This window comes from Embleya sp. AB8 (assembly GCF_049739465.1).
GTDB lineage: Bacteria > Actinomycetota > Actinomycetes > Streptomycetales > Streptomycetaceae > Embleya.
The window spans coordinates 16,019-38,844 of record NZ_JBMHHY010000031.1; the positions used below are offsets into that span (position 1 = coordinate 16,019).

Consider the following 22,826-nt stretch of genomic DNA (forward strand, 5'->3'; position numbering starts at 1 on the left):
CGAAGTTGCGGTTGTCCGTTGTGCCGGGCGCGGCGCTAGCCGGCGCGGGCGGCGCGGAAGCCGGCCGTCAGGTCGGCCCGCAGGTCGGCCAGGCCCTCGATGCCGACGGAGAGCCGGACCAGGCCCGGGGTGACCCCGGTGGCCAGCCGCTCCGCGTCGGAGAGCTGGGCATGCGTGGTACTGGCCGGGTGGATCACCAGGCTGCGCACGTCGCCGATGTTGGCCAGGTGGCTGAACAGGGTCAGCCCGTCGACGAAGCGCCGACCCGCCTCGATCCCGCCCTTCAGCTCGAAGGCCACGATCGCCCCGGCGCCACGCGGCAGGTAGTGCTTGGCCGTGTCGTACCAGCGACTGTCCGGGAGACCCGCGTAGTGCACGGTCTCCACCTCGTCCCGGCCCTGCAACCACGTGGCCAGGGCGCTCGCGTTGGCCACGTGCCGCTCGACGCGCAGGGACAACGTCTCCAGGCCCTGGAGGATCAGGAAACTGGTCAGCGGCGCGATCGAGGCGCCCACGTCGCGCAGGAGTTGTACGCGCAGCTTCGCGGCGTACGCGCCCGGGCCCAGATCCGGCCAGTAGCGCAGGCCGTGGTAGCTCGCGTCCGGCTCGCTGAAGCCGGGGAACCGCTCGGCGTGCGCGCCGAAGTCGAAGGTGCCGCCGTCCACCACGATCCCGCCGATCGCGGTGCCGTGGCCGCCGAGGAACTTGGTCGCCGAGTGCACCACGACATCCGCGCCGTGCTCCAACGGGCGCAGCAGATAGGGCGTCGGCACGGTGTTGTCCACGACCAGCGGCACACCCGCGCCGTGCGCGAGGTCGGCCACCGCCGCCACGTCCAGCACATTGCCGCGCGGGTTGCCCAGGGTCTCGGCGAACAGCAGCTTCGTCTGCGGGCGGATCGCCGCGCGCCACGCGTCCGGGTCGTCCGGGTCGTCCACGAAGGTGACCTCGATGCCGAGCTTGGGCAGCGTCCAGTGGAACAGGTTGTAGGTGCCGCCGTAGAGCGACGAACTCGACACGATGTGGTCGCCGGCCCCCGCGAGATTGAGCACCGCCAGGGTGGTCGCGGCCTGCCCGGACGCGGTCGCCACCGCCGCCACGCCGCCTTCGAGCGCGGCCACGCGCTGCTCCAGGGCGTCCGTGGTGGGGTTGTGGATCCGGGTGTAGATGTGGCCTTCCTCGGACAGGTCGAACAGCCCGGCGGCGTGGTCGGTGTCCCGGAAGACGAACGACGTGGTCTGGTAGATCGGCACCGCCCGGGCCCCGGTGGTCGGGTCGGGCGCGGCGCCGGCGTGGATCTGCCGGGTCTCGAACGACCACGCGGCCGGGTCGTCGGCCGGCCCGGCGTCGATCGTGGACGGTGCGTCGATTGCGTCGGTCGCGTCGATTGCGTCGAGCGTCATCGGGAAACTCCTTGCGGGGTAAGGGAGTCGAGGAAGCAGGGGAGGAGCGGGCGGGTCGGCCGGCTGGGCGGGGCCGGTGTGGGAAGGCACGCCGAACCGACCGCGCGGGATCAACCGACGGACGACCCGAACCGGTCCGGGACGGCACGAACCGATGCCGGGCAGGCGGGGGAAGCGGAAGCAGGTCGCGGGGAGTCGGCGGGCCGAGGCCCGGACTCACACTCCGCGAGAACCGAGGGGACCGGCGGACCGGTCGCGGCGGTTCAGTAGGTCATTCGACACGCCATGCTGGTCACGCGCACGAGATCCACGTGGCGACGACTGACGAGCATGGGGCAGGGCATGCGAGGGAGTCTAGGCGCCTCGTCCGAGTTCGCGCCACGGGGTAGGGGCCAGGGCCAGGGGCTGGTGCCGCGCCGGGCACCGGTGGGCGGCGGCGGAGCCGGCGGGCGACCGCTTCCGGTGTGAACCACCCGAACCGACCCGGCACGCACCGTTCGCCGGATGTCACCCAAAGTCCGCTGGACCGATACGGCTTCCTCGTGCTTTCATCACCGCCATGACTTCGCGTCAGGTCGCTTCTGTGCTGCTCGACCCCTTCTGGGTGGGTCGACGAGCCGACCACTTCGACCAGATCTGTCGCTGAACCCTGCCCTCGTCCGGCCGCCCGTTCGGCCGACGAGTCGAGTGTGTCCCCGCCCCGCGTGACCTCCGAAGGTCCGCCGCGCGCCCGCTCGATCCCCCGCGTCTCCCGTATGCGATCTCGCCCCACCCGCCGTAGGACCGCTCCGCCCGCTCACCCGGCGCGGCGCGGCCGAGGCTGTACCGAGGACCCAGTCATGGCCATCACCGCACCGCCCACCACCCTCCCCGTGATCGACATCTCCCGATTCCGCGATCCCGCCGCGGACCGGGCCGGCTTCCTGGCCGAACTCCGCTACGCCGCCCGCGAGATCGGCTTCTTCTACGTGGTCGGCCACGGCGTCGACCCGGAGCTGCGGGCCCGTACGCTGGAGGTCTCCAAGCGCTTCTTCGCGCTGCCCGAGGCGGACCGGCTCGCGGTCGAGAACGTCAACTCGCCGCAGTTCCGGGGCTACACCCGGACCGGCACCGAGTACACCCGGGGCGGCCCCGACTGGCGTGAACAACTCGACATCGGCCCCGAACGTGCGGCGCTGACGCTGGGCCCGGACGACCCGGCCTACCTGCGCCTGATCGGCCCCAACCAGTGGCCGGCCGCGCTGCCCGAGCTGCGCGAGACCGTACTGGCCTGGCAGGACGAGGCGTTGCGGGTCAGCCGCGAGGTACTGCGCGCCCTGGCCGCCGCGCTCGGCCAGGACACCGGCTACTTCGACGAGTGGTTCGACGAGGAGGCCGCGGTACACGTCAAGGTCGTGCACTACCCGGGCCGGCCGAGCGCCGACGTGGACCAGGGGGTGGGCGCGCACAAGGATTACGGCTACCTCGCGCTGCTCCAGCAGGACGACATCGGCGGCCTCCAGGTGCAGGCCCGGGACGGCTCGTGGATCGACGCGACGCCGCTGCCCGACGCGTTCGTGTTCAACATCGGCGAAATGCTGGAGATCGCCACGCACGGCTACCTGCGCGCCACCCAGCATCGGGTGATCGCCCCGCAACCCGGCGTGGACCGCTACTCGCTGCCGTTCTTCCTCGGCCCGCGCCTGGACGCCGTGGTCGAACCCCTCACCCTGCCCGCCGAGTTGGCCGAGGTCGCCGACGGCGTCACCGAGGACCCGAGCAATCCGCTCAAGCCCGCCTACGGGGAGAACGCGCTGATCGGCTGGCTGCGTTCGCACCCGCGCGTGGTCGAGCGGTGGTGGTCGGACCTGATACCGAAGGAGTCGGCCGAGGGCACCGAGTCCGCCGAGCGCACCGTTTCGGCCGAGGTCGCCGAGCGCACCGAGTCGGCCGAGAGCACCGAACCGGCCGAGAGCACCGAGCCGGCCGAGCAGACGGAGCGCACCGAGCAGACCGAGCAGACCGACGAAGTGCCCCCCGTCACACCGGCCTTCGAGACACTCCAGGTACACGCCGGCGCCCGGCCCGACCCCACCACCGGCGCCCGGGCCGTGCCGATCTACCTCACCAGCAGCTACGTCTTCCGGGATGCGGCGCACGCGGCCGACGCATTCGCGCTCACCGATCTGGAGACGCACGCCTACACCCGCCTGTCCAACCCCACCACCGCGGTGGTCGAGGAGCGGATCGCCGCCCTCGAAGGCGGCACCGCGGCGGTGGCGGTGGGCAGCGGTCAGGCCGCCACCACCCTCGCGCTGCTCAACCTGGCCCGAGCCGGTGACCACCTGGTCGCGGCGGCCTCGCTCTACGGCGGCACCCGCACCCTGCTCGAACACACCTTCGCCGACCTCGGCATCGAGGTGACCTTCGTCGCCGACCCGGACGACCTCGACGCGTGGCGCGCGGCGATCCGCCCGCAGACGAAGGCGCTGTTCGGGGAGAGCGTCGGCAATCCGCGCGGCAACGTGCTCGACCTGGCCGCCGTCGCCGAGATCGCGCACACCGCAGGCGTACCGTTCGTGGTCGACAACACCGTCCCGACGCCCTACCTGCTGCGCCCGCTGGAGCACGGCGCGGACATCGTGGTGCACTCCACCACCAAGTTCCTCGGCGGCCACGGCACCGCGATCGGCGGGATCGTGGTGGACGGCGGCAAATTCGACTTCGGCGCGCATGCCGACCGCTACCCGGGCCTGGTCGCGCCCGATCCCACCTACCACGGGCTGTCCTTCTGGGCGCGGTTCGGTGCCGCGGGCCTCGCCTACGCGTTGCGCCTGCGGGTACGGCTGCTGCGCGACCTGGGCCCGGCGGTGTCGCCGCTGAACAGCTTCCTGCTGCTCCAGGGCCTGGAGACGTTGTCCCTGCGCATCGAGCGGCACACCGCCAACGCCGAGCGGGTCGCCGCGTGGCTGGCCGAGCAGCCCGAGGTGCTGCGGGTGGACCACCCGAGCGTGCCCACCAGCCCGTGGCATCAGGCGGCCAAGCGCTACCTGCCGCGCGGCGCGGGCGCGGTGTTGTCCGTGGACCTGGCCGGCGGCCTGGACGCGGGCCGGCGATTCGTCGAGGGACTGCGGCTGTTCAGCCACCTGGCCAACATCGGCGACGCGCGCAGCCTGGCGATCCACCCCGCGTCCACGACCCACGCCCAACTCGACCCGGGCCAACAGGCGCACGCCGGGGTGACCCCGGGCCTGGTCCGGTTGTCCATCGGCCTGGAGGGCATCGACGACCTGCTCGCCGACCTGCGCCGCGGCCTGACCGCCGCAGCGGGACACGCGGATACCGCAGCCGCTCCGGACACCGCCGACACCACCGCCGACACCACCACGGGGGCCACCCGATGACGACCCGTCAGGCCGTCCACGAAAGCCGACTCCGCGGCGCCCGAGGCGAGTTCCACCTGCGCGTCTGGCCGGTCGCCGGCGAACCCGTCGCGGTCGTGCTGTTCCTCCATGGCCTGGGCGAACACGCGGCCCTGCACGAGCCGTTGGCACACCGCCTGAACGCCGACGGGATCGAGGTGTGGGCCCCGGACCAGATCGGCCACGGGCTCAGCGACGGCACCCGGGTCCTGGTGGAGAGCCTGGACGCACTCGCCGACGACGCCGAACTGATCCTGGCCCGGATCGCCGAGGGCCGCCCCGGCGTACCGCTGATCCTGGCCGGCCACTCGCTCGGCTCGGCGGTCACCCTGCTCCTGGCCGGCACCCGCGCCGCCGCCGCGCCGGCCCGCGCCCTGGTCCTGGCCGGCGCCGGGACCGGCCTGTCGCCGGGCGAGAGCGGGCTGCGCAAGCTGCTGGAGGACAACGGCATCGATCCGATGTCGCTGCGCAAGGACCCCGGCGAGCTGTGCGGAAACGCGGAGTACGCCGAGCGGTTGCGCAACGACCCGCTGGTCTGGGCGGGCGGCCTACGGCCGGAGACGCTGGACGCACTGGAGGCCGGCGGCCGGCGGATCGCCGAGCTGATCACCTCCGGCGCGATCACCCGCCCGGTGTTGTTCGTACACGGCGAGGCCGACGACCTCGCGCCCGCAAGCGCCGTGCTGGCCGCCGCCGAGATCCTGCCCGCCGCCCGGGCCCGGATCTTCCCCGGCGACCTGCACAACGTGCTCGCCGAGAACGACCGCGAGCAAGTACACGACGAGATCGCCGAGTTCGTCCTGGCCGCCGCCCGCGACTGAACCCGGCACGCGGCCGGCGCCCACCCCCGTACCCGCCGGCCGCCCCGAACTCCCGCCCGCCCAGGGTCATCCGGGCGAGGCACCCGCAGCCACCACCACTGTCACCGCAAGGAGATCGATCCACCATGCGCCGCTCCGCGCTCCGCATAGCCGCCGTCCTCGCCCTGGCCGGACCGGTGCTCGCCGCGTGCGGCTCCGGCAGCACCCCGACTCCCGGCGCCACCGGCGCGAACACGCAGGCGCCGGCGCCCGCCGACAGCGCGCTCGACCCGAACGCCACCGCCCGGGTCCGCCTGGTCCTGGAGCCGACCAGCCTCAACCTCACCAGCACCGCCGGCGTGGCCCTGGAGCAACTCCTGCTCGACAACGTCTACCAGGGCCTGCTCAGCGTCGACACCAACGCGGACAACAAGATCGTGCCCGCCCTGGCAAGCGGCTTCGAGACCTCCCCCGACGGCCTCACCTACACCTTCCACCTGGCCCCCGGCGCCACCTTCCACGACGGTTCGCCGGTCACCGCCGAGGACGCGGTCTGGTCGCTGCAGCAGGTCATCGCGCCCGGCTCCAAGCAGCCCAACGCGAAGACCCTGGCCACCATTTCCGGCGTCACCGCACCCGACCCGGCCACCGTGGTGATCACGCTCAAGCAGCGCGACACCAACCTGACCTGGGCGCTGACCCAGCGGGTCGGCGTGGTCTACAAGAAGGGCACCGACTTCGCCAAGCTGGACAACACGGAGAACGGCACCGGCCCGTTCAAGCTGGACGGCTGGCAGCGCGGCTCCGCGATCACCCTGGTGCGCAACGACGCCTACAAGGGCGCCAAGGCCAAGGTGGCCAAGGTGGTGCTCAGTTACATCCCGGACCGCAACGCGGCGAACAACGCGCAGGCCACCGGGCAGACCGACATCGAGACGGCCGCCGAGGCCACCCTGCTCCAGCCGTTCACCGGCAACGACAAGTTCACCGTGCTGCGCGGCACCACCACGGACAAGTACACGCTGGCGATCAACAACGCCAAGGCGCCGCTGAACAACCCGGCCGTCCGGCACGCGATCCGGCGGGCGATCGACAAGGACGCGCTGATCAAGACGCTCGGCGGCGCCGGAGTTCGGCTCGGCGGGCCGATCCCCACCTCCGACCCGGGCTTCCAGGACCTGAGCGCGACCGACCCGCACGACGCCGCCGCGGCGAAGAAGGCACTTGCCGACGCGGGCGTTTCCGACCTCAAGCTCACCCTGAAGATCCCCAACATCTACCCCGCCGCCATCGGCGACGTGCTGGTCTCCAACCTCAAGGAGGCGGGCATCGAACTGACGGTCAAGCAGCAGGAGTTCACCGCCTGGCTGAGCGAGGTCTACACGGCGAAGGACTACGACCTGAGCCTGGTCAACCACGCCGAACCGCACGACATCGGCAACTTCGCCACCCCCGGCTACTACTTCGGCTACGACAACGCCCAGGTGCGCGACTGGTACGCGCAGGCCGTGGCCGCGCCCGACGAGCGCACCCGGACCGACCTGCTCGCCAGGATCGGCCGCCAGGTGACCGAGGACGCCGCCGCCGACTGGCTGTTCCAGGCCCAGACACTGACCGTGATCCGCAAGGGCGTCAGCGGCGCCCCGCAGCACCACACCAGCAGCCGGCTCAACCTCGCCACCATCGGGATCACCAAGTGACACCGCGTCAAAAGCCGCTTGGGCGACCGCCGTTCCGGGGCCCGGCATGACCGTGTTCGTGGTGCGCCGACTCGGCCTGCTCGCGCTGTCCCTGCTCGGCGCGAGCATCGTGACCTTCGCCCTGCTGCGCCTGCTGCCCGGTGATGCCGCCGCCTCGGTCGGCGGCATCACCGCGGACAACGCACAACTGCGGGCGATCCGCCACGAATTGGGCCTGGACCGGCCGCTGCTCGTGCAGTACTGGAACTGGTTGACCGACGTACCCACCGGCAATCTGGGCCATTCGCAGCTCAACGGCTCCTCGGTGACCGGCGAACTCGGTGAGAAGTTGCGGGTCACCGGCCCGCTGGTGCTCGGCGCGCTGGTCTTGGCGCTGGCCTTCGCGGTGCCGCTGGGGATGCTCGCGGCGGTCCGCCGCGAACGCCGCGACGGTACCGCGATCAGCATCGCCAGTCAGCTCGGCATCGCGCTGCCCACGTTGTGGGTGGGCCTGTTGCTGATCCTGCTGTTCGCGGTGCAGACCCCGCTGCTCCCCGCACAGGGCTTCCCGGTGGACGGCTGGGCGGACCCCGGCGAGGCAACCCGCAGCCTGGTCCTGCCGATGCTGACCCTGGCCCTGTCCGAGGGCGCGGTGCTGCTGCGCTTCGTGCGCTCGGCCACGCTGGACGTGCTGCACCGGGACTACCTGCGCACCGCGCGCGCGGCGGGCCGGACCCGGACCGGCGCGCTCCTTCGGCACGGGCTGCGCAACGCGGCCGGGCCGGTGTTGTCCATGCTCGGCGTACAGGTCGCCGCCCTCCTGGTCGGCGCCATCGTGGTGGAGAAGGTATTCACACTGCCCGGTGTCGGCTCGATGCTGGTCGCCGACGTGGGCAACCGGGACCTGGTCAAGGTGCAGGGCGAGGTGATGTTGCTCGTCGCCATCGTGCTGTTCGTCGGGTTCCTGGTGGATGTCGCGCAGCGATTGATCGACCCGCGCCTGGCCGACACGCGCACCCGGGAGGTGTCCGGGTGAATCGGGTAAGTCGGGTGAATTGGGTGAGCCGAACGAGCGGAACGAGCCGGACAAGCGGAACGAACGGAACGAGCGGGATGAAGGCGTGGCCCGGCGGTACCGTCCTGCGCGCGCTGACCCGCGACCGCAACGGCCTGATCGGCGGCACCCTGGTCGCGATCCTGGTCGGCGCGGTGCTGCTCTCGCTGCTCTGGACCCCCTACGACCCCACCAAGGTCGATCCGAACGCGCCCTGGTTGCTGCCGTTCACGGACGGCCACCTGCTCGGCACCGACATGCTCGGGCGCGACCAGTTCAGCCTGATCCTGGTCGGCTCCCGGGAGACGCTGCTGATCGCGCTCGCCTCGGCCGGAATCGCCGCCGCGCTCGGCGTACCGCTGGCGCTCGCGGCGGCGCTCGGCCCCCGGCGGTTCGCGGCCGGTGTGGTGCAACTGATCGACGTGGCCATCGCGTTCCCGGCGCTGCTCACCGCGATGATCCTGGCCGCGGTGTTCGGCGGCTCGGTGTGGACCGCCGCCGGTGCGATCGGCGTCGCGTTCGGCGTACACCTGGCCCGGATCGCGCGCGCCGAGATCGAACGGGTGTCCGGTACGGACTACCTGCTGGCCGCGACCGCGAGCGGATCGAGCACCTGGCGCAATATCCGCCGGCACATCCTGCCGAACATCGCGCCGACGTTGCTCGTTCAGCTCTCGCTGGTGATGGCGGTGGCGTCGCTCACCGAGGCCGCGCTGTCCTACCTCGGCTACGGCAGCCCCGCGCCCGCCGTGTCCTGGGGCCGGATCCTGCACGACCAACAGCCGTACATCTCGGCCCGACCGCTCCTGGTGGTCTGGCCGGGCCTGGCCGTCGCGCTGTCCGTACTCGGCTTCAACATGCTCGGCGACGCGCTGCGGGACGCGACCGACCCGCGCCTGCGGAATCGGGCACCGGAGCCGGCCAAACCCGGGCGTGAGGTATCCACGCCACGCCAACCAAACCCCGCCCCGGTCGACGGCGCGCTGCTCCAACTCACCGACCTCACCATCCGAATCGCCGGCCGCACGGTCGTGGACGGCGTCGACCTGACCCTGACACCGGGCGAACGGCTGGGCCTGATCGGCGAATCCGGTTCCGGCAAGTCGCTCACCGCACTGGCCGTACTCGGCCTGCTGCCCGAGGGCGCGCAAGTCACCGGCAGCATTCGCCTCGACAGCGTCGAACTGCTCGGCCGCTCCGAACGCGAACTCGCGCGAGTACGTGGCAACCGGGTCGCGATGGTGTTCCAGGAACCGCTCACCGCGCTCGACCCGACCATGCGGATCGGCCGCCAGATCGCCGAACCGCTGCGCCTGCACCGGGGCATGACCCGCCGTCAGGCCGACGCGGCGGCGCTCGAACTGGTCGAGCGGGTGGGCCTCCCGGACCCGGCCGAACTGGTCCGCGCCTGGCCGCATCAACTCTCCGGCGGCCAGCGCCAACGGGTGGGCATCGCGATCGCGCTGGCCTGCCGACCGGCGCTGCTGATCGCGGACGAGCCGACCACGGCCCTCGATGTCACCGTGCAGCGGGAAATCCTGGCGCTGCTCGACGAGTTGGCCCGCGAGCAGGGCACCGCACTGCTGTTCATCACGCACGACCTGGCAGTGGTGTCCCAGGTGAGCGAACGAATCGCGGTACTGCGCGGCGGGCAGGTCCTTGAGGACGGCCCACTGGACCGCATCCTGCACCACGCCGAAGTCGACTACACGCGCACCCTGTTGGCCGCCGCCCGAGCCACCGCCTTCGACGCCGAGGCCTTCGCCACCCCACCCATGGAGGCCGCACCGTGACCGCGCCCGCCGTACTGCTGCGCGCCGAGGGACTGACCCGGACGTACCGCCTGCCGCGCCGCTCGTTGTGGACGCCGCCCGGGCACCGGTACGCGCTGCGCGGGGTGGACCTGGAACTGGCCGAGGGCGGCGCACTCGGCGTGGTCGGCGAATCCGGCGCGGGCAAGTCCACGCTGATCCGGCTGCTGCTCGGCCTGGACCGCGCCGACGGGGGAGTGGTCCGCTACCGCGACCGCGAGGTCCGACCCGGGCCCGCGCGTTCGCTGACCTGGTTCCGCCGCGAGGTACAGATCGTCCTCCAGGACCCGATGAGCTCCCTCGACCCACGCTCCCGCGTCCGCGACATCATCGCCGAACCCCTCGAATGCCTGGCCGTACCCGGTGACCACGACGCGAGGGTGGACGAGGTCCTCACCGCAGTGGGCCTGGACCCCGAAACCCGAACCCGCTACCCCCACGAATTCTCCGGCGGCCAACGCCAACGCATCGCCATCGCCCGAGCCCTGGCCCCCAACCCGAAGGTTCTGGTGGCGGATGAGCCGGTAAGCGCCCTCGACGTCTCCGTCCGAGCCCAAATCCTCGCCCTACTCCAAGACCTGACCACCCACCTGGGCCTGTCCCTGATCCTGGTCTCCCACGACCTGGGCGTAGTCCAACACCTATGCGACCAGGTCCTGGTCCTCAAATCAGGCGAGGCAGTCGAATCGGGCCCGACAGCGGAAGTCCTGGGCAACCCTCAACACGAGTACACAAGATCCCTACTGGCAGCAATCCCAAGGCTGCCAACCACCCCCAAGACGAGTGCCAATCCCAAGGCCCCGACGCAGCCCGACAAAACCAGCCCGGCCGGCGTTTGAGGCGGACCCAGCGCAACCAACATCCGAGGTCGGCCGAACACATTCAGCCCGGCCGGCGTTTGAGTCCAACCCAGGGCGACCAACATCCGAGGTCGGCCAAACTCACTCAGCCCGGCCGGCGTTTGAGTCCAACCCAGGGCGACCAACGCCCGAGGTCGGCCGAACACAATCAGCCCGGCCGGCGTTTGAGGCCAAGTAGCCAGGCCGGTGCTTGAGGCCACCTTGGCCGGAGGCCAGGTCAAACCGGCCCGCTCGGGCGCGCTTGAGGCCACCTCGGCCGAAGGCCGGGTCAAACCAGCCCGGCCGGCGTTTGAGGCCAAATAGCCCGGCCGGCGATTGAGGCCAAACCCGCCATACAGGCCCCGTGTACCACACCCACCCCGTGGGTAACAGCCAGTTTCCCGGGCCGGGTGAGCGCGCCCGAGAACCCTCGGGAGGGCCCATGCCGATCGACCCCACCGCCGCCACCACCGCGACCGCCGAAGTCGAAGTCGCCCTCCACGTAAACGGCGAACCCCGACGGCTCCGCCTGGAACCCCGCACCACCCTCCTCGACGCCCTGCGCGACACGCTCGAACTCACCGGCACCAAAAAGGGCTGCGACCTCGGCGCCTGCGGCACCTGCACCGTCCTCGTCGACGGCCGAAGAATCACCTCCTGCCTGACCCTCGCCGTGATGCACCAGGGCCGCGAAGTGACCACGATCGAGGGCCTCGGCGGCAACCCCGAAGGGGCCCTGCACCCCATGCAGCAGGCGTTCGTCGACCACGACGCGTTCCAGTGCGGCTTCTGCACCCCCGGCCAGATCATGGCTGCGGTCGCCCTCCTCGCCGAGGGCCACGCCGGCGACGACGACGAGATCCGCCGCTGGATGAGCGGCAACCTGTGTCGCTGCGCCGCCTACCCGAACATCGTCGCGGCGATCGCCGCCGCGGCCGGACGGTAGGCCCCGATGCGTCCCTTCACCTACACCCGTCCGGCCGAACTCGCCGCCGCCTGGGCCGAACTCGGCCCGGACGCGATGTACATCGCCGGCGGCACCAACCTCGTCGACCTGATGAAGTCCGGCGTGGCCACCCCGGCCCACGTGGTCGACATCGGCCGCCTCCCGCTCACCGGGATCGAGGTCGACCCGAGCACGGACACCCTCCGGATCGGCGCCCTCGTACCCAACAGCGACCTCGCCGCGCACCCGGTCGTGCGCGAGCGGCTCCCGGTGCTCGCCGAGGCCCTCCTGTCCGGCGCCTCCCCGCAACTGCGCAACCTGGCCACCCTCGGCGGCAACCTGATGCAGCGCACCCGGTGCGGCTACTTCCGCGACCTCGCGATGCCGTGCAACAAGCGCCGACCGGGCACCGGCTGTGCGGCGACGGACGGCGACCACCACCGGCACGCGGTCCTGGGCACCAGTGAACACTGCCTGGCCACCCACCCGTCCGACCTCGCGCCGGCCCTGCTCGCGCTCGATGCCGTGGTCCGGATCGACGGCCCAGCGGGTCCTCGTACCGAGCCGATCGAAGCGTTCCACCTCCCGCCCGGCGCCACCCCCGAGCGGGAGACCACGCTCGCCCACGGCGAGTTGATCACCGGCGTCGACGTACCGCTGACCGCGCTCGGCGCCCATTCGCACTACCTCAAGGTGTCCGAACGCGCGTCGTTCGCATTCGCGTTGTGCTCGGCGGCGGTCGCCCTCGACGTACACGAAGGGACCGTACGGGCCGCCCGGATCGTGCTCGGCGGCGTCGCCACCACGCCGTGGCGGGCGTACGCGGCCGAGGCGGCGCTGCTCGGCGGGCCACCCGGCACCGCCGCGTTCGCCCGCGCCGGCGAGGCCGCGACCGAGGGCGCCCGGCCGCTTCGGGACAACGTGTACAAGGTCGAGCTGATCCGCCGGGTCGTCGCCCGCGCCCTGACCACCCTCGAAGGAGACCGCGGATGAGCCCGGATACCCCGAGGATCAGCCTGATCGGCGCGCCGAGGCCACGCGTGGACGGCCCGGCCAAGGTCACCGGCACCGCCGAGTACACCGGCGACGTCGCACTGCCCGACCTGGCCCACGCCGTACTCCTGCAAAGCACCATCGCCAAGGGCCGGATCACCGGGATGGACATCGCCGCCGCGGAGACCGCGCCGGGCGTACTCGCGGTCTTCACCAGCGATGGATCGCTGGGCATCGGTCGAGTCGCGTCCTACTACTCGGCGGACAACGGGCCGATGGGCGATGGCCGTACCCCGCTGGCCGATCCGGTGATCCGCCACCATGGCCAGCACATCGCGATGGTGGTGGCGCGGACCCGCGAGGAGGCGGTGGCCGGGGCCGAGCTGATCCGGGTCGGCTACCACGAGGAGGCGCCGCTGGTCCGGATCGAGGACGCCATTCCGCAGACCCCGCCCGGCCGCGAGGACGTGGTCCGGGGTGACCTGGCCACCGGCCTCGCGGTGGCCGAGGTAACGGTGGAGGCGTACTACGAGACGCCGCCGCAACACATGAACCCGATGGAACCGGGCGTCACCACCGCGCGCTGGAGCGGCGATCGGCTCACGGTCTACGACTCGACGCAGTGGGTGGGGGCCGTCCGTACCGCGCTGGCCACGGCGTTCGGCCTGCCGGTCGAGCACGTCCGGGTGTTGTCCGGGTTCGTCGGCGGCGGCTTCGGCAGCAAGGGCACGGTATGGCCACACGTCCTGCTCGCCGCGGCGGCGGCGCGCCGAATCGGCCGGCCGGTGCGCCTCGCGCTCACCCGGCCGCAGATGTTCACCTCCTGCGGTACCCGGCCCGGCACCCGGCAGCGGATCGTGCTCGGCGCGCGGCGGGACGGCCGGCTGACCGCGATCGGGCACGACGGCACCACGTCGACGTCCCCCGGGGAGAACGTGGTCGAGTCGACCGGCGGGATCACCGCGACGCTGTACGCGTGCCCGAACGTCCTGATCCGGCAGCGGATCGTGCGCCTGGACATGCAGCCGCCGACCTTCCAGCGCGCCCCCGGGCGGGCGCCGGGCTCGTTCGCCCTGGAATCCGCGCTCGACGAACTCGCCCACCAACTTCGGCTGGACCCGGTCGAGTTGCGGCTGCGGAACCACGCCGACCACGATCCGGCTTCGGGTCGGCCGTGGTCGAGCAAGCACCTGCGGGACTGCTACCGGCTGGGCGCCGAGCGGTTCGGCTGGGATTCGGGGGACCGTACGCCGGGCACCCGGCGGGACGGCGATTGGCTGATCGGGACCGGGATGGCGTCCGGGACGCACGAGATGGATCCGGGGCCGGCCGCGGCCTACGCCGAACTGCGCGTGGACGGCACGGCGGTGGTCGGCGTCGCGTCGCACGACATCGGTACCGGGACGTACACCGTGTTCGGCCAGATCGCCGCCGACGTGCTCGGTGTGCCGCCGGAGCGGATCTTCGTCCGGCTCGGCGACACCGACCTGCCCGAGGCGCCGCCCTCGATCGCGTCGCAGACGGTGGCCTACGTCGGCCCGGCGATCCGGCGCGCGTGCGAGGCGGTCCGCGACGACCTGCTGGCCGCCGCCGTGGCCGACCCGGAGTCGGTGCTCTATCGGCGGCGGCTCGGCACGATCGAGTTCGATGTTGCGACGTTCACCACCGAACTCGCCCGAATCGGCGAGGCGTCCGTGTCGGCGCTCGGCCACGCACACCCGGACGCCGGATTGCCGTACCGGGTGCACTCGTTCGGGGCGCAGTTCGCCGAGGTGGCGGTGGACGCGCTGACCGGTACGGTCCGGGTCCGGCGCATGGTCGGCGCGTTCGACATCGGCCGGGTGATCAACCCCCGTACCGCGCGCAGCCAACTCCTGAGCGGGATGACCTTCGGCCTGGCCCAGGCGCTGATGGAGGCGACCGCGATCGACCCACGCCGGGGGCACGTGGTCGAGCCACATCTGGCGGGCTACCACCTGCCGGTCAACGCCGACGTCGGCGACCTGGACGTGCTCTTCGTCGGCGTCCCCGACCCACATGTCAGCGACCTCGGCGCACGGGGCGCGGGCGAGATCGGCGTGGTGGGCGCGGCAGCGGCAATCGCCAACGCGGTCTTCCACGCGACGGGGGTGCGGGTGCGGACACTGCCGATCACGCCGGGGCGGGTGGTGACGGGGAGGGTCGGGGGGTAGGTCGGGCGCCTCGGACGCCGGCCAGTGCGTCGAAGTGGCGCTACCCGGAGCTCGCCTCCGAGTGGCTTATGGCCGCGACGAAGGTTCGCATTGTTGCGGCCTTGAAGGGGGCAAGCACTCCGGTCGGACGTTTGGAGTCGTGGAGCCGGACTCCGGCGCGCGAAATGGCCGCTTCGACGCAGTCGTTGGCACCGCCACTGTGCGAACTCTTGCGCCACTCGATCGCTTCTTGGGCGGGCTGCGGGTTGGGTTCGCGCTGCATGTGGTCCCGCACAGTCTGGTCGGCACGCATTGACCGATTCACCGTTTCGTGGACGGTTCGCGAAGTCGCTCCGACAGTTTGGCCGGGCATGCCTTGCTGAGCCAATCGGGCAGTGGCGCGTCGAGTCATCGTGTCCGGAGCGACACCCCTATGCAGGTCGTGCCCAATCGCCCGTGCGGATGCGGGTCGTGAATGTGCCCCACACGTCAGGGGGGAAGGTCAAGACCTGCGCGGCAGGAGCCTTCGAGTCTCGGGCTATGAGCGTGGACGCCAGGGCAGCAACCTCGACGCAGTCTCCGCCCGTTCCGGAATGCTTCGACTTGCGCCAGTTGGCCTGCGGGTAGTCGGGGTGGGGCGTGATCATGCAGAAGGACCTTTCAGGATGCCGAGGAGAAATCGCTCCGTGTCCACTGGGTTGAGCGCGATGGACCGCAACTGTTCGAACAGGCTGGCAAAGCTCGCTACTTGGTGCTTCTTTTCTACGAAAGTGTTGCCCAGGAGACCGTCGGAGTAGACCACATCGGGATCGCCGGCGTCCGGGAAGCTCAACAGAAGGTAGCTGCCCATCTGGCCCTTGTGGGCGCCTGCGGAATAGGGGATGAGGCGGATCGTGATCTGTGGCCGGCGGCTGACGTCGACCAAGTGCTCGATTTGCTTCCGCATCACATCGGGGCCGCCGACCTCGCGCCGCAGAGCAGCTTCGTCAAGGATGACCTCAAGCTGGGGTGGCGAGGCTTGTTCGAGAATGGTCTGGCGCCTCATGCGCAGACGGACACGCCCCTCGATCACGTCTTCGGGTTCATCGGGACAGTGCGCCGTGATTGTTGCTCGGGCGTAGTCCTCGGTCTGCAACATGCCGAGGACGATCATCGAATTGAATGCGCGCAGGTTCGTCGCACTCGACTCGACATCGATCAGCGTGCCCAGGCCGGATGGGATCACTGAAGACTCATCGGCCCACCAGTCGGGCTTCCTTGCCTCCTCGGCCATTTCCAGCACCTGTGTCGTCATCGCGGGGTCGGCGCCGTAAGCCTGCAGGAGCGCGGAGATTTCGAGACGCTTCAGGTCCGCCTTGCCGTTCTCCAGGCGGCTGATCTTGCTGTCGGAGGCTTCGATGACGACGCCGGCGGCCTCGGCCGTCATGCCTGCGTTCGTACGCAAGCGCCTCATCTCTCGACCGAGCCGACGTCGGAGCAGTGTCGGTTCTGGCGTGTGCCCCACGAGTTCTCCCAACGCCTACCGGTGTGTTGCCATCTTGCCGTACCCAGCGCGGATACCTGGGGGTCCACCTCTTCGACACATACGTGAGGCAGGGCAGCGGCCCGATTCTTGCAGAGAAGATTCGAAGTGTGGTTGCGAAGTGAAGTTTCACCGGTAATCTAGAGTCATGGCTCACTCACTGAAAGTGATCTCCATGTAAGTCTGTCCGTGCGGACTTCGGCGCCCCGATCGGCGCCGTCGATGGCGCGTTCGTGACGAAACCCCACCAGTGTTCGCCACTTGACGCTCCACCATGCTGCGGGCCGTGTCGCAAGCATCAATCCGGCAATCACCGAGGAGCCCACCGTGGGCACCGTCAATGACCTCGAACTTCCTTCGCAGCCCGACTCCGTGGCCAAGGCCCGGGCCCATGTGGCCCGTGGTTGCCGGGAGTTCATACCCTTCCTGGACGACGCGGTTGCGGCCGTCAGTGAGCTCGCCGCGAATGCGATCGTGCACGCCGGTCGCTATGGGGGATTCAGCGTGGCCGTCGAGGTCCGTGATGGCCTGCTGTGGATCCGGGTGCGGGATCGGTTCCCGTGCACGTTGCCCGGTGATCCCGACGGGGATCCGCTCGCGGAGTCGGGGCGGGGGCTCGTGATCGCCAAGAGCCTTGCCGACTACTTCGGCTACCGGGTCGATCCCGATGGCAAGACCGTGTGCGTCGCGTTCAAGGTCGACGCGCACCCATAGGCGGCACGGCGGGGGAGTGGCGATTCGATCCATCCCCCGACGGCCTCGAAGTCGGCTGCCTCCCCCGCCCTGCCCTGTTCCATCTCCATCCGATCGTCCGCTTCGCTACGTCACGTCACGTCATGTTGAAGGAGTTGCCCGTCATGCCCCGTATTGCTTCCGCTCCCATACTTCGCGACCGGGTCGACGGCGACCTGCGCCAGGGGATCATCGCCTCGGAGGACATCGCCGGCGGCCCACCTCGAGGCGGTGGGCGATGAAGGGTTGGCACGGCGAACGCTGGTTCCTGCATCGGGAGATCCCCACCGTCCCCGCCGCCCCCGCGACCGCGCGCCCAGGTACGCGCGTCCTCATCCTCGAACCGCGCGAGGGGTCGGCGGCCGACGGCTCGCCCTTGGCGGTGAGTGCGCGAATGCCTTCGCGGCGGGCCGAGAACATGGCGCTGTTCGCGGCCGAAGACCCGCGCGTGAAGGCCGTCGCGCTTGCCCCGCCCGAGGCCGTCGCTCCGCGCACCGGGCCGGCCCTGCTGTTCTCGCGACACCTGCGCGCCATACGAGGGGCCCACGGTCTCGCCGTCCCTGCCGTCACCAGCGCGCTGCCACCGGAGCGGCCGGTACTCACGGTCCGGATCGCCCACTTGGTCACGGTCGCCGCAGCCGACGGCCCGCAGGACACCGTGGTGTGGGAACTGATGCCCACCAACTGCGTGTTGCCCTGGCTCGGCCACCCCCTCCCGAACCAGGCCCGCTTCCTTGAGGATGGTCTGCCACAGTTGATCGAGGCCAAGCGCATGGCGCGCCGCAACAGGTTGATGAACACCGGTCCGGCCGGGCTGCGGGTCAGTCGGCTGCTGCACCTGCGATATCTCGGTGCTCGCGTGATCCTGCGGAACGTCGACCTGTTCCTCGACCTCATCGCCGAGATCGAGAGACTGCCGCCGTCCCGAAGGTGACACGAGCAGGCGCTTCGGCCGGAGAGCGAGAGGGCGAGAGGGCCAACTCGACGAGCAGGCCGGAGTGGCCTTTTGCGGTTCGGCCGACTCGGCCGCCACGGTGCGGGTGCGGTGGCCGGCCGGGCCTGCCGTCCCGCGTCGGGCCAACCCCAGCCCGTCCGGCGTTTGGACACCAGGCCGGAGGCCGCCTCCCTCCCAACCGGGCCGGCATCCGACGTCGGGCCCGGGCCGGGCGGAGCGTCGGGTCGTTGCGGCTAAAACAACAGCAACCCCCGCTGCGTGGAGGTGGCCACCAACGTGAGCGGTGTCGTGGCCGTGCGACACAGCGTCACGGGTAGCGTTCAGGAGCACACCTCCGCCGAGTGGAACGCGTTCATCGAGGGCGCCGAGGCGGGCGAGTTCGACCTGACGGCGTAGTCCGCCGGGCAGCGAAAGGAGCGCCCGCGTGCGCGCATGCCCCGTCTGCGGTGGCGAGACCATGCCGGACCCGGAATGGCCGACCGCGCTGTACTGTCTCGTCTGCGCGAAGGTGACCGGCACACTTCGGCACCGGCACCCGATGATCGAGGTACCGCGCTACAGCGGGGCAACGCGGGCGCTCCGGGAACTGCGCCGACCCACGTGACAGACATCCCATGAGCTGGAGAGTCAAACGGCGAGTGCGTGAACCCAGGGGGACCAGGCACTCCTCTTCCCAACGGCAGCCCGTCGTTCGGCCCGATCGGATGCCCCAATCGCGGCGGATGACGCTCTACTTCGACCCGGTGGCCATCCTCGGCGACGACCGCGATGCCTTTCAGGGCCGTTGGGAAGACCGACTGTGGCTGAACGTCCCCGGGCCCTTCTACGGCGGGGAGACCCGCACCTGCTGGACGGGGCGGCTTGGCCCCGGCATCCGGGGCGCGGGACCGTACCCGCTTCGGGATCGCTGCTCAGGCCCCGGTGTTCGTCCCGCAACCCGGGCCAGCGTGTATCCCCACCTCGATGCGCCCCGCGTCTGCCGGTTCGGGTCCTCGGCGGGGCGGTACGCACGAACGAAGTCCCGGCCACTGTCCCGGACATCGACACCGCGATCGGATGCGGTCGATCACCATCGGGTCCGGACGTTCGCGGCGGTCGTTCTCCACGTAGCCGCGATCCGGGTCGAGGGGAACCCGTCTTTCACCGCGTGGGGCGGTGGGCTAGCGTCGCGCCATGGCGGATATGGCGGAATCCCTCGTGCCGGTGACGACCAAGCAGTCGTGTCCGGCCCGGTCGTCGATGACGCGGGCCCGGCTGATCGTCTTCCTGGTCGTCGCGGCCGTGGCCGCGTTCGCCTTCGGCACCGCTCCGCTCCAGGACCCGACGACTGCGGACGGTTGGATACTCCCGGCTGACATCGCGGCCGGCATGGGCTGTTACGTCCTTTTGCGGGGTGCGAACGTGGCCCGGAAGCCAATGCGTCTGCACGGGCCGAACGACCGCTATCTGAGCGCTCGGACCTGGACGGGGACCAGGACGATCGACCTCGCGAACCTCCGCCGGATCCGCAGCGCACGCTTCTGTCCCAGCGCGTTGGGCACCACCGTGGACCTCATTCTGCGGGACGCGGCCGGTACTCGGGTGACCCTGCGGGACGAAGGCGACCTCGGATTCCTCAGGGACCACGTCATCGCGGGCACGGGGACCTCGGGGATCCGGGTCGCCCGACTGGCGCGTGCCGACCTGGGTCTGGGCTCTGCCCGCCGGTGGCGCACGGGAGCCTATCTGGCATACGGACTGTTCGAGATGCTCATGCCGATGTCGCTCATGACGTTGCCGCTGACGCTCCAGTAGTGCTTGGTCAGGTCGGTGCGTATGTGGGTAAGTCGCGGTGGCAGGTGGGTCAGGCGCCGGTCCATGCCGCGAGCAGGGTCTGTAGTTCGCGGACGACCTGGTAGAGGGTCAGGCCGGCGCCGTTGCTTTTGGGGCTCTGGCCAGTCGTTGGAGGGTGCAGAAGGCGTGCGCGACCGAGACCGAGGGTGACGTGGTGGTGCCAGCCGTTCCAGGTGCAGCCCTCGAAGTGGGCCAGGCCCAGGGCCTGCTTCATCTCGCGGTAGTCGTGCTCGATCCGCCAACGGAGCTTCGCGAGCCGCACCAGCGTGGCGAGCGGCGTGTCCGCCGGCAGGTCGTAGATCCAGAACTGCACCGGCTGGGCCTCCTTGGCGGGCCATTCCGCCGGCAACCAACAATCGGGCAACTCCGGTCCCTCGGCGGCGCGTTGGACCTCCCGTCCGGCGGGGCGGAGCCGCAGGGCGACGAAACGCCATCTGGTCGGGGCATTTCTGTGTCTTGGGGGCGATGGAACGCCCCGCCACCCGAGGAACAGCGGGGTGGGTGGCGGGGCTTCGCTTCGGCGGTGGGTCGAGTCAGTCCGCGAGTTCGTACGGGTAACCGATCGTGAGCATGGGAGGAAGGCACACCTCCCCGAACTCGAAGTGACCGGCGGGTGCCAACTCCGCTGCACCCGCTGCCTTTCGTCGTCCTCGCCCCAGGGCACGCACGGCACGATGACCCGCACCGACTGGTGCAACGTGATCATCGATGCCGCCGACCTCGGGGTGTCCCGGATCCAACTCATCGGCGGGGAGCCGACCCTCTACCCGCACTGGGTTGACCTGGTCGAACTCGCCCTTACTCTCGGGCGACAGGTCGAGGTTTACAGCAATCTATACAAGGTGCTGCCCGCCGCGTGGGACGTGTTCGAGCGGCCCGGGGTCTTGCTCGCGACGTCGTACTACAGCGACGACCCCGCCGAACATGACGCGATCACCACGCAGCCCGGCAGCCACGCCCGCACCCGGGCCAACATCGCCGAAGCCGTCCGGCGGGGCATCCCGATTCGCGCGGGCATCGTGAACATTCAGCCAGGGCAACGCGTGGCCGAAGCTCGCGCCGACCTGGTTTCGTTGGGGGTCAAGCACATCCAGACCGATCGAGTTCGCGCCGTTGGCCGAGCAGCCAAGGGGACGATGACACCGAGCGTAAACGAACTCTGCGGACGCTGCGGCGACCGGCGGGCGGCAGTACTCCCGAACGGTGACCTGACCCTGTGCGTGCTCTCACGCTTCATGCCGGTGCTCAACGTCCGCAGTCGATCCCTCGGGAACATCCTCGGCGGTAGTGAGTGGCGAGCCGCCGTCGCCCGGATACCGGCCCGCGCGAGTGTCCCGTGTCAGCCCGACGACACGAACGACTGCGACCCGTCCCGCACCGAAGCGTGCGACCCCGCTTACGACTAGGAAGGCCACCAAAGATGTGGGAGAAACATGCCGCCCGACTCGCCGACGAAGTGACCGACCCCGTGTCACGGTGGCACACCCCCGTCGCACGGACGCCCCGGCATCAACTCGTGCCCCGATGGTGGGAACGCACCGAGGTGGGTTGGCGGGTTCGCGACGGAGCGACGGACCCGAACGCATGGATGAGCGCGGCCTACGGTGATACATCGTTGGTGACCAAGGTCGGCCCGGCGCACGCCGATCACGCAGATCCGGATGATCAACCGACTGGTCGGCCGACGTCGTCGGCAACGATGCCCGGATTGGTCGTACAGATGCTTCGACACGGTCGGTTGACCGAGGGGGTCGACCTGTTGGACGTCGGCACGGGGGCGGGCGGACTCACCGCCTACGCCGCTCGCCGACTCGGTGCCGAACATGTGACGAGCGTCGACGTGGACCCGTACCTGGTCGATGCCGCACGCGATCGACTCGCGGCCATGGGACTACAACCGACGTTCGCGACGGTCGACGCTACGGGCCCGCTCCCGGGTACGTACGACCGGATCATCGCGACCGTGTCCGTTCGCCTCCTCCCCGCGTCGTGGCTCGCCGCGCTGCGACCGGGTGGGCGACTGGTGACCACGATCGCGAACACGTCCTTGATCCTGACCGCGTGGAAGGACAGGGGCGGGGGCGCGACCGGCCGCATCGAACGCGACTGGGCCGGGTTCATGACGACCCGGCACGGGGACGACTATCCGCCCGAACTCACCGACCTGTTCACGCTCGCGTGGGAAGCGGACGGGGCCGAGGTCGCCACGGGCCGGTTCCCCGTACTGAACGTCGCCGAGGCATGGGAGATCCGGTCGATGCTGGAACTCGACGTGCCCGGCGTGCAACTCGGCTTCCGGCGGGAAGGGGACACGCGAACCGCTGTGCTCGTTCACACCGATGGCTCGTGGGCGAGAGCGACTGCCGATCGATTCGCGGCTCCGATCGTCCATCAGGGTGGACCCCGCCGGTTGTGGAAGGCACTCGAACGCATCCGGCTACGGCTCAACGCCGAGGGCGCCCTGCCGCTTTACGGCGCACACGTCCGGATCACCCCGGACGGAGTCTGCCACCTGAAACGCGGCGGATGGACCGGCACCATCGATTAACCCGAGCTGCCCCGTCCGTCCGTGACCTCGACGCGGCAGGGCGGGACTTCGGCAGCCCGGGGCCTACTCGGACGCGCCGACCTCGGCGTTCTGACGACGGGCAAGCACGTAGGTCCCACGCTGCGGCACCGTGTGCACA

At 70.6% G+C, this 22,826-nt stretch carries 19 protein-coding genes and 4 pseudogenes; 17 read left to right on the forward strand and 6 right to left on the reverse strand.

The annotated features are described in order from the left end of the window. Positions 1 to 35 precede the first annotated feature (35 nt). Both ABIA38_RS36270 and ABIA38_RS36275 read right to left on the reverse strand, forming a co-directional pair. Positions 36 to 1,403 carry a bifunctional o-acetylhomoserine/o-acetylserine sulfhydrylase gene (locus ABIA38_RS36270; protein WP_424643216.1) on the reverse strand — a complete coding sequence of 456 codons (1,368 nt, stop codon included), beginning with the start codon at positions 1,401 to 1,403 and terminating at the stop codon, positions 36 to 38. 263 nt (positions 1,404 to 1,666) lie between these two features. Next, positions 1,667 to 1,747, reverse strand: coding sequence for a putative leader peptide (locus ABIA38_RS36275; protein WP_424643311.1), 81 nt, complete (start codon positions 1,745 to 1,747; stop codon positions 1,667 to 1,669). A 495-nt stretch (positions 1,748 to 2,242) separates the two neighbouring features. Between ABIA38_RS36275 and ABIA38_RS36280 the strand changes: the two are divergent. From ABIA38_RS36280 to ABIA38_RS36325, 10 genes and pseudogenes are all read left to right on the forward strand, one after another. Further along, positions 2,243 to 3,022, forward strand: a pseudogene (locus tag ABIA38_RS36280) (isopenicillin N synthase family dioxygenase); the annotation flags it as partial. Positions 3,023 to 3,412: 390 nt separating this feature from the next. Continuing rightward, positions 3,413 to 4,714 (forward strand): annotated as a pseudogene (locus ABIA38_RS36285) (O-acetylhomoserine aminocarboxypropyltransferase/cysteine synthase family protein); the annotation flags it as partial. A 68-nt stretch (positions 4,715 to 4,782) separates the two neighbouring features. Next, complete coding sequence (locus tag ABIA38_RS36290) at positions 4,783 to 5,625, forward strand: alpha/beta fold hydrolase (protein WP_424643217.1); 843 nt, start codon at positions 4,783 to 4,785, stop codon at positions 5,623 to 5,625. Positions 5,626 to 5,750: 125 nt separating this feature from the next. After that, positions 5,751 to 7,304 carry an ABC transporter substrate-binding protein gene (locus ABIA38_RS36295; RefSeq protein ID WP_424643218.1) on the forward strand — a complete coding sequence of 518 codons (1,554 nt, stop codon included), beginning with the start codon at positions 5,751 to 5,753 and terminating at the stop codon, positions 7,302 to 7,304. Between the two features lie 46 nt (positions 7,305 to 7,350). Beyond that, positions 7,351 to 8,319: an ABC transporter permease gene (locus ABIA38_RS36300; RefSeq protein WP_424643219.1), complete on the forward strand. Its 969-nt coding sequence runs from the start codon at positions 7,351 to 7,353 to the stop codon at positions 8,317 to 8,319. A 77-nt stretch (positions 8,320 to 8,396) separates the two neighbouring features. Then, positions 8,397 to 10,130, forward strand: a complete 1,734-nt coding sequence (locus tag ABIA38_RS36305) for an ATP-binding cassette domain-containing protein (protein ID WP_424643220.1) — start codon at positions 8,397 to 8,399, stop codon at positions 10,128 to 10,130. Next, a complete protein-coding gene (locus ABIA38_RS36310) occupies positions 10,127 to 10,987 on the forward strand; it encodes an ABC transporter ATP-binding protein (protein WP_424643221.1) in 861 nt (286 codons plus the stop codon). Before ABIA38_RS36305 ends, ABIA38_RS36310 begins: the two co-directional genes overlap by 4 nt. Before the next feature lie 442 nt (positions 10,988 to 11,429). Next, positions 11,430 to 11,933 carry a (2Fe-2S)-binding protein gene (locus tag ABIA38_RS36315; protein WP_424643222.1) on the forward strand — a complete coding sequence of 168 codons (504 nt, stop codon included), beginning with the start codon at positions 11,430 to 11,432 and terminating at the stop codon, positions 11,931 to 11,933. A 6-nt stretch (positions 11,934 to 11,939) separates the two neighbouring features. Next, on the forward strand, positions 11,940 to 12,926 hold the full coding sequence (locus ABIA38_RS36320) for an FAD binding domain-containing protein (RefSeq protein ID WP_424643223.1): 987 nt from the start codon (positions 11,940 to 11,942) through the stop codon (positions 12,924 to 12,926). After that, positions 12,923 to 15,118: a xanthine dehydrogenase family protein molybdopterin-binding subunit gene (locus ABIA38_RS36325; protein WP_424643224.1), complete on the forward strand. Its 2,196-nt coding sequence runs from the start codon at positions 12,923 to 12,925 to the stop codon at positions 15,116 to 15,118. The genes ABIA38_RS36320 and ABIA38_RS36325 overlap by 4 nt, the downstream gene beginning before the upstream one ends. Positions 15,119 to 15,158: 40 nt before the next feature. On the opposite strand, the gene ABIA38_RS36330 is transcribed toward ABIA38_RS36325, so the two are convergent. The 3 genes from ABIA38_RS36330 to ABIA38_RS36340 are packed head-to-tail and all read right to left on the reverse strand — an operon-like array spanning position 15,159 to position 16,601. Beyond that, positions 15,159 to 15,509: a DUF397 domain-containing protein gene (locus tag ABIA38_RS36330; RefSeq protein WP_424643225.1), complete on the reverse strand. Its 351-nt coding sequence runs from the start codon at positions 15,507 to 15,509 to the stop codon at positions 15,159 to 15,161. 19 nt (positions 15,510 to 15,528) lie between these two features. Next, complete coding sequence (locus ABIA38_RS36335; protein ID WP_424643226.1) at positions 15,529 to 15,744, reverse strand: DUF397 domain-containing protein; 216 nt, start codon at positions 15,742 to 15,744, stop codon at positions 15,529 to 15,531. Next, the gene (locus tag ABIA38_RS36340) at positions 15,741 to 16,601 is read right to left on the reverse strand and encodes a helix-turn-helix domain-containing protein (protein ID WP_424643227.1); all 861 of its coding nucleotides are present in this window, start codon (positions 16,599 to 16,601) and stop codon (positions 15,741 to 15,743) included. Before ABIA38_RS36340 ends, ABIA38_RS36335 begins: the two co-directional genes overlap by 4 nt. Positions 16,602 to 16,946: 345 nt before the next feature. Between ABIA38_RS36340 and ABIA38_RS36345 the strand changes: the two genes are divergently transcribed. The 5 genes and pseudogenes from ABIA38_RS36345 to ABIA38_RS36365 all read left to right on the forward strand — a co-directional run bounded on the left by ABIA38_RS36345 (position 16,947) and on the right by ABIA38_RS36365 (position 20,100). Then, a complete protein-coding gene (locus ABIA38_RS36345) occupies positions 16,947 to 17,333 on the forward strand; it encodes an ATP-binding protein (protein WP_424643228.1) in 387 nt (128 codons plus the stop codon). A 256-nt stretch (positions 17,334 to 17,589) separates the two neighbouring features. Beyond that, positions 17,590 to 18,285 carry a hypothetical protein gene (locus ABIA38_RS36350; protein ID WP_424643229.1) on the forward strand — a complete coding sequence of 232 codons (696 nt, stop codon included), beginning with the start codon at positions 17,590 to 17,592 and terminating at the stop codon, positions 18,283 to 18,285. Between the two features lie 276 nt (positions 18,286 to 18,561). Further along, positions 18,562 to 18,702: pseudogene (locus ABIA38_RS36355) on the forward strand (DUF397 domain-containing protein); the annotation flags it as partial. Between the two features lie 28 nt (positions 18,703 to 18,730). Next, complete coding sequence (locus tag ABIA38_RS36360) at positions 18,731 to 18,910, forward strand: hypothetical protein (protein ID WP_424643230.1); 180 nt, start codon at positions 18,731 to 18,733, stop codon at positions 18,908 to 18,910. 569 nt (positions 18,911 to 19,479) lie between these two features. Beyond that, positions 19,480 to 20,100 carry a hypothetical protein gene (locus ABIA38_RS36365; RefSeq protein ID WP_424643231.1) on the forward strand — a complete coding sequence of 207 codons (621 nt, stop codon included), beginning with the start codon at positions 19,480 to 19,482 and terminating at the stop codon, positions 20,098 to 20,100. A 108-nt stretch (positions 20,101 to 20,208) separates the two neighbouring features. On the opposite strand, the pseudogene ABIA38_RS36370 reads toward ABIA38_RS36365, so the two are convergent. Then, positions 20,209 to 20,569 (reverse strand): annotated as a pseudogene (locus ABIA38_RS36370) (transposase); the annotation flags it as partial. Positions 20,570 to 20,741: 172 nt separating this feature from the next. Between ABIA38_RS36370 and ABIA38_RS36375 the strand changes: the two are divergent. Then, a complete protein-coding gene (locus ABIA38_RS36375) occupies positions 20,742 to 21,545 on the forward strand; it encodes a radical SAM/SPASM domain-containing protein (protein ID WP_424643232.1) in 804 nt (267 codons plus the stop codon). A 182-nt stretch (positions 21,546 to 21,727) separates the two neighbouring features. Continuing rightward, positions 21,728 to 22,687: a methyltransferase domain-containing protein gene (locus ABIA38_RS36380; protein WP_424643233.1), complete on the forward strand. Its 960-nt coding sequence runs from the start codon at positions 21,728 to 21,730 to the stop codon at positions 22,685 to 22,687. The last annotated feature ends 139 nt before the right edge of the window (positions 22,688 to 22,826 follow it).

Excerpts from the sequence above, each read along its gene's own strand:
- ABIA38_RS36270 (WP_424643216.1), bottom strand. The coding sequence starts at position 1,403 with ATGACGCTCGACGCAATCGACGCGACCGACGCAATCGACGCACCGTCC.
- ABIA38_RS36275 (WP_424643311.1), bottom strand. The coding sequence starts at position 1,747 with ATGCCCTGCCCCATGCTCGTCAGTCGTCGCCACGTGGATCTCGTGCGC.
- ABIA38_RS36290 (WP_424643217.1), top strand. The coding sequence starts at position 4,783 with ATGACGACCCGTCAGGCCGTCCACGAAAGCCGACTCCGCGGCGCCCGA.
- ABIA38_RS36295 (WP_424643218.1), top strand. The coding sequence starts at position 5,751 with ATGCGCCGCTCCGCGCTCCGCATAGCCGCCGTCCTCGCCCTGGCCGGA.
- ABIA38_RS36300 (WP_424643219.1), top strand. The coding sequence starts at position 7,351 with ATGACCGTGTTCGTGGTGCGCCGACTCGGCCTGCTCGCGCTGTCCCTG.
- ABIA38_RS36305 (WP_424643220.1), top strand. The coding sequence starts at position 8,397 with ATGAAGGCGTGGCCCGGCGGTACCGTCCTGCGCGCGCTGACCCGCGAC.
- ABIA38_RS36315 (WP_424643222.1), top strand. The coding sequence starts at position 11,430 with ATGCCGATCGACCCCACCGCCGCCACCACCGCGACCGCCGAAGTCGAA.
- ABIA38_RS36320 (WP_424643223.1), top strand. The coding sequence starts at position 11,940 with ATGCGTCCCTTCACCTACACCCGTCCGGCCGAACTCGCCGCCGCCTGG.
- ABIA38_RS36325 (WP_424643224.1), top strand. The coding sequence starts at position 12,923 with ATGAGCCCGGATACCCCGAGGATCAGCCTGATCGGCGCGCCGAGGCCA.
- ABIA38_RS36330 (WP_424643225.1), bottom strand. The coding sequence starts at position 15,509 with ATGACTCGACGCGCCACTGCCCGATTGGCTCAGCAAGGCATGCCCGGC.
- ABIA38_RS36335 (WP_424643226.1), bottom strand. The coding sequence starts at position 15,744 with ATGATCACGCCCCACCCCGACTACCCGCAGGCCAACTGGCGCAAGTCG.
- ABIA38_RS36350 (WP_424643229.1), top strand. The coding sequence starts at position 17,590 with ATGAAGGGTTGGCACGGCGAACGCTGGTTCCTGCATCGGGAGATCCCC.
- ABIA38_RS36365 (WP_424643231.1), top strand. The coding sequence starts at position 19,480 with ATGGCGGATATGGCGGAATCCCTCGTGCCGGTGACGACCAAGCAGTCG.
- ABIA38_RS36380 (WP_424643233.1), top strand. The coding sequence starts at position 21,728 with ATGAGCGCGGCCTACGGTGATACATCGTTGGTGACCAAGGTCGGCCCG.